The following is a 5,752-nucleotide window of genomic DNA, read 5'->3' as shown; positions in this document are numbered from 1 at the left end:
GCTCGATAACGCTCGTCGTTGCTCGTTGTTTGCTACGCGCACGGTAGCGATGGAGCAGCCGGACACTGCGTGGCAAACCTTTGAAGCATGGGATTTAAAGCTGGTGAGTCATCCTGGTGTCTTTGGTCACGGCAAGGTCGATGAAGGCACGCGTTTAATGCTCGATAGCGTTGAGGCTAGCTTGCCCAAAAAGCCGCTTAGCGTGCTGGATATGGGCTGCGGCGACGGCATTATTAGTGCTTGGCTTGCAGCGCGAGGTCATCAGGTCACCGCCGTAGATGTCAGTGCGTTTGCGGTGGAGGCGTGCCGCCGAACGCTAGCAGCCAACCAGCTTAGTGGGCGAGTGCTTGAGAGCGACGTCTATTCAGCGCTTGGGGGAGAGCAGTTTGATCTGATAGTGAGTAATCCGCCGTTTCATCAGGAGCGCGAGATTACCTATGGCCCTAGCGCACGGCTGATTTCAGAAGCGCCCAATCATTTATCGGCCAAGGGGCAGCTCGTGTTAGTGGCGAATGCCTTTCTGCCTTATCCTGATGTGCTGGAAAGCACCTTCGGTGGTTTTGAGACCTTGGCAGATAATCGGCGCTTTAAAGTGTATCGAGCCGCTAAATAGCAAGCGCCACTGCTGAGACGACTATTTACGTCTATGATGCCATTTGTAAGCCTTGTTTCGGCTACACGTGTAAAAGGAAATGGAAATGACAGGAAGCGTTCGTACGACAGCGGTAATTGGCAGTGCATTGATCTTGGGCGGTTTGTTAGCGCTGGGGCTGGTGTGGGGAGGCAGTTACTTCAAAGGGGCTGCGGAGGTTTGGCAGCAATCTTCACGCAGCGTCACCGTACGTGGCTTGGCCGAGCGAGAAGTGGCGGCAGATATGGTGCTATGGCCACTCAACTATACTGTTAATGCCAATTCGCTTTCTGACTTAGAGCGGCAACTGTCCAGCAATGAGCAGTTAATTCGCCAATTTCTGGATGACCGTGGTTTCGATGAGGACAACGTAAGCGTCACGCCACCGCGTATTACTGATCAATTTAGCAATATGTATGGTGGCGAACGTCCAGACGAGCGCTATCGCGCTGAGGCTACGTTGTTGCTACGTACTGATAATGTTGCTGGGGTGATAGATGCGGTGCCCCAAGCCACAGCGTTGGTACGTCAAGGCGTGCTGTTGTCGCCTAGCTATGAATACCGCACTGAGTTTTTGTTTACTGGCTTAGATGACATTAAGCCTGAAATGATTGCTGAGGCGACAGCTGATGCACGTAATGCAGCCCAGCAGTTTGCCGAAGACTCTGGTAGTGGTGTTGGGGGAATACGCCAAGCGACCCAGGGCTACTTCTCGATTGAAGATCTTGATAGCTATACACCCCATATTAAGCGAATCAGAGTCGTCACTACGGTGGATTACGCGTTAGTAGAGTAGTCTTTGCCGCCTCAAGTAGACGGTGATTTCATGCCCGGATAACGGATCGCTGTGACGGTGTAGAACGTCTCGCCATTGGGTGTGAGTACCGTGATATCGTCGTCTACTTCTTTCCCGAGCAGTGCTTTGGCCATGGGGGCGTCGATGCTGATCCAGCGTTTTTTAGTATCGATTTCGTCATGGCCAACAATTCTAAGATGAATTTGCTCTCCGCCTTCATCTTCCAAATCTACGTACGCGCCGAAAAAAACCTTGCTGGTGTCAGCGGGTAGGCGATCAACAATTTGCAGTTCGTCCAGCCGTTTTGTTAGGTAGCCAATACGCGCGATAACGCGGTTTAGCTCTTTTTTGTTATAGGTGTAAAAGAACCCCTCTCTGTGCATACTATTTAGATGGTGCTTTTTATTGACACCTAAAAAATTTTAGTCTATATGTGAAAAAACCCCTAAAAAAGTACTATTTGATGCCCTTTGTTCATAAAATCCAAGTCCGCTACGTGGATGTTGCCAGTAACAATATTTATTTATTGCCGGCTGTTTATACTGAAAGTGGGGTGATTACATCTCATTTAAGATATTTAGCTTGGTTTAGTTATAAGAGTGAGCCTTGGAAAGAAAAATCCGTCTTTTCGCTTAGGCTTTTAATTTCTTATATCAATTCATTGAATGGGGAAGTTAGAGCAATTGATTTGTTAAAATCATTCACGAGGTCTCTAGTGACGGGGACTATTGATTACGAAAGTTGTAAAGATCCTATGGGGTTATTTTGGGTGCCGCGCACGACTTTCGATGTGAACAATATTTTATTTCATGTCACACACTACACGGATTTTTTGGCTAGACAGCCTGAGTATGAAACCAGTCGGATAAACCCATTTGTAAAAGCAACGGGTTATGAAGAAAGATTAAACTGGTGTGCATACTACAATAAAAATGCTAATGTTTTTTTAAATCACCTAAAAAAAAGGTCGAACGCCTATATTGAAGTTGGTCAAACGAGGGCTGTGAAGGGTTATCGAGATCCTAAAATAGATAATGATAAAGTTGTTAAATTTCCTGATGAAAAGATGGATGCTCTTTTACAGGAAGGGTTTAGTTACCCTCAAGGAATAAATTATAAATATCAACTAATGACTATGCTGATGAACTATGGTGGTCTTAGGAAAAGTGAGTTGTTCCATATTTACGTTTCAGATATTACAGTTCATCCTGAGCGAAGGGATGAAGCTTTAGTAAGAGTTTATCATCCAGAATATGGTCGGTCCCCACTGCCGAATTATAAAAATAGAAGAGAGTACCTCCTAGCAGAGACGCAATATAAGCCAAGAAACTCGTATCCGCTTAGTGAGAGACTTCATGCAGGCTGGAAAGGTGCTCTTCTTACAAGCCGTGCAGGCTTTTTCGAAGTGATTTTTAATCCACCTAGTATGGCAAAGACTTTCTTAGCGGTTTGGGTGAAATATATCAAGTACCAGAGAATAGAGCCTATGGCCAGCTTTCACCCATTTGCATTTACTAAAAATGATGGCGGTCCAGAAACTTTAAAAAATTTCCAGCGCGCATATAAGAGAGCAGTAGAAAAAATTGGTTTAGAATGTAGGAAGGAATTTGGTACTACTGAGCATGGACATAGACATGCATATGGGTATAGAGCAAGAAAGTTTGGTTTGAGTCGCATTGAAATTCAAAAATCTATGCATCATAGGAGTCCTGACTCTTGTCTCGTTTACATTAAGCCAACCAATGAAGATATTAGGGGAAAAATGCGAGGTGCTGATGAAAATGCGTAGCCTTAAGATGGTTAATGTAGATCAAGATATTCTTAAACTGCCTAAGGCCACATTTTCTCTCCAGGAGATGAAAATGCTATGTAAGAAGCATGGCATTAAAAACTCTGTTGATTATAAGATGCGTTACAAAGAAATTCCTGGTTTGGTTTCTCATCCAGAAAGGATGTTTCCAGAAGAGTGGGTTAGCTATAGCGACTTTTTTGATATTTCAGAATTTTATACCTATGAGGAAGTTGTTTCTAAAATAAAAGATGTAGGGATAAAGTCTCAGTCGGAATATAAAAAATATATCAAAGGCTTTGATGACCCGAGGTTTCCATTTGACCCACAAAAAGTATATGAAGAAAAATGGAAAAATTGGTATAAGTTTTTGAGTAAAGAAGAGCCATTCAATGTCGAGTTTATACTGCCTGAGTTTAAGCAGTGGCGTGTGAAAATAGACGAATTTATGAAGCAGGCTTTGGGCGGAAGCTCTAAAAAGTCCTATCTATGTCGATTTGTTAGGGTTTATATAGAAAAGCATGATAATAGCACAAGTCCACAGGAGTTTCTAACAAAGCAAAAAGTCAATATAAAGCCATTTAGAGATGAACTCGATAAATTCTCAACTGACAACATGAGAAGAAACGTCATACTTTCAATAAACGAATTTTTTGAATATATCATTGCGACTGATCTAACTGTGGAGGATGAAGAAACAGGAGAAGTATTTAGGTTGATGGATGCCCGAAATCCATTTGAGTTTATGCTGACTGATTCTTATGTTTCATCGCCTGGTAGGAGTGAATCAACGAAGCCTTGTCTTCAATACCACTTTGTACGGAAAACACAGTCATGGATTATTCCTGAGTCAGCAAGAAATTTTCGCGACCTGAGACATCTCCACGAGTTCGATTCGGATTGGGTAAGAGTGGAAAGTCACATTATTGACAAAGATGATCCAGACTGTGTTTACAAGAAGGTTGGGTCTTACTGGTATTTGTGGGTACCGATAGACTGGTTACACACTTTTGCTTTGACAAAGGTTCCTCTTCGGGGAAGGCAGATCGCATACAATGATTCGGGTGAAGCCGACGAATACATACCAGTGATTGGGGAGGCTGGACGAATTGCTTGGGTAAAAAATTATTCCGAAATGGCAGGAATGACTAAGTCGCAGTCTTTTATTAAACGCTACCCTGATGACCAGATCGGGATGTTTGTTACAACCAATAAGACCTCGTCTAATAATGGCGGATATTCTATACCATGGTTGCCAGAAGACCTTGCGTATTGGTTGATTAGATTGAGGGAGTGGCAGGAAAAATATAACCCTATTGATCTCCCTACTAGCTGGTCGCAGTGTAAGAGAACTAATTTAAACGAAATTCAGTTAAAGTCTAAGGGAGTTAACTGTTTTTTGTTTAGGGCTTTTGGGGATATTGAGCCAAAAAATGTTGGTACGGCTTTGACGAGCAGGTTAGCAGCAGCTATTTATCATATACAACCCTCACATCTTAGGCTTTCGGAATTAAGTGGTTTACCCAATAACATATCTTGCTATAAGTCTCCATACACTCCTCATTCAATGAGGGTTAGCTTGATAACAGCTTATGTCATGGAGATGGGGATGCCAGTTGAAGTTGTCATGAAGGTCGTGGGACACTCCTCGATTGTCATGTCTATATATTATTGCAAAATATCTCATGGGGAAATAAGGCGACGACTTGAGGAAGGTGAGAAAATTGCACTTCAAGCTGAAGTTAAGGCGATTCAGAAAACAGTTGAGTCCAATAAAATTGAGTCGGTAAAAAATCAGTTGGTTTCTAATAATGAAGACATTCTATTGTCATTAACAAATAGTGTCCCTGCAGGAAATTTTGTATTTAGAGACTATGGCATTTGTCCATTTGCAGCCTCACGCTGTGATGATGGAGGAGACCAGGTCGGTGCTACAAGAGTACGGGCCCCTGTGCCTATGGGGTATCTGGGTATGCAAAACTGCTTTAGGTGCAGGCACTTTATTACGGGGCCTGTTTTTCTGGGTGGCTTAATGTCGGTTGGGAACGAGATATTGTTCACCTCTAACAAACAGTCCGAAAAATGTATGCGGCTACAAGACGAAATCTCTACAATTACTGAAAGATTAGAGCAGATAGACCGAGATGAGTATATTGCAAATGCAAAAGGTATGAAGTTTGATCAGGCTGAGAGGGTTTCTCTTGAGGCAGAACAAAGAAAGCTGGAGTCAGAATATGAGAGTGCAGCTAAAAAAATGGATATGTTTCTGTGTGATTTGCAGTCCTGCTATAAGCTAATTCGGATGTGCGTATCAACTGTTAACGGTATCTCTTCTGATGTGGAACGTGGGCTTTCGCTTATTAAGATGCCAGACTCTGAAATGGAAATTGAGATAGAAGAGGTTTCCTATTTTCAGCAATTGCATGAGATTTGCGAGAATGCAACAATCTATCATTCGGCGGATGCCGCCGTTGCAATAGCTCCAAGGTCTCAGTTATTGGACAGAATGTCGGATTTTAATGAGCTACAGCCTAAC

The 5,752-nt window shown here is 43.0% G+C and carries 5 protein-coding genes; 4 read left to right on the top strand and 1 reads right to left on the bottom strand.

Annotated elements, in window-relative coordinates:
- Together AC0UA9_RS16555 and AC0UA9_RS16550 are read left to right on the top strand one after the other, a co-directional pair.
- Positions 1-613, top strand: a 613-nt coding sequence (locus AC0UA9_RS16555; RefSeq protein ID WP_475661743.1) for a class I SAM-dependent methyltransferase, incomplete at its 5' end; no start/stop codon positions are given.
- Positions 614-698: 85 nt separating this feature from the next.
- Positions 699-1,427: an SIMPL domain-containing protein gene (locus tag AC0UA9_RS16550; RefSeq protein ID WP_125749353.1), complete on the top strand. Its 729-nt coding sequence runs from the start codon at positions 699-701 to the stop codon at positions 1,425-1,427.
- An 11-nt stretch (positions 1,428-1,438) separates the two neighbouring features.
- Here AC0UA9_RS16550 and AC0UA9_RS16545 read toward each other — a convergent pair whose 3' ends face one another.
- Complete coding sequence (locus AC0UA9_RS16545) at positions 1,439-1,810, bottom strand: GreA/GreB family elongation factor (RefSeq protein ID WP_475661740.1); 372 nt, start codon at positions 1,808-1,810, stop codon at positions 1,439-1,441.
- A 50-nt stretch (positions 1,811-1,860) separates the two neighbouring features.
- Between AC0UA9_RS16545 and gmtY the strand changes: the two genes are divergently transcribed.
- Both gmtY and gmtZ read left to right on the top strand, forming a co-directional pair.
- Entirely contained in the window at positions 1,861-3,216 is a 1,356-nt protein-coding gene (gene gmtY / locus AC0UA9_RS16540; protein ID WP_475661738.1) for a gamma-mobile-trio recombinase GmtY, read from the top strand.
- Positions 3,170-5,752 (top strand): gamma-mobile-trio integrase GmtZ (gene gmtZ / locus AC0UA9_RS16535; protein ID WP_475661736.1); only part of this gene is annotated, 2,583 nt, incomplete at its 3' end. The genes gmtY and gmtZ, both read left to right, overlap by 47 nt.

It is taken from the genome of Colwellia sp. F1 (assembly GCF_056238625.1).
The sequence above is the reverse complement of the archived record's forward strand: the minus strand, read 5'-3'. Positions and strand labels throughout refer to the sequence as shown.

Bases quoted from the DNA above. Each gene is read 5' to 3' on its own strand.
- AC0UA9_RS16550 (WP_125749353.1), top strand. From the start codon at position 699: ATGACAGGAAGCGTTCGTACGACAGCGGTAATTGGCAGTGCATTGATC.
- AC0UA9_RS16545 (WP_475661740.1), bottom strand. From the start codon at position 1,810: ATGCACAGAGAGGGGTTCTTTTACACCTATAACAAAAAAGAGCTAAAC.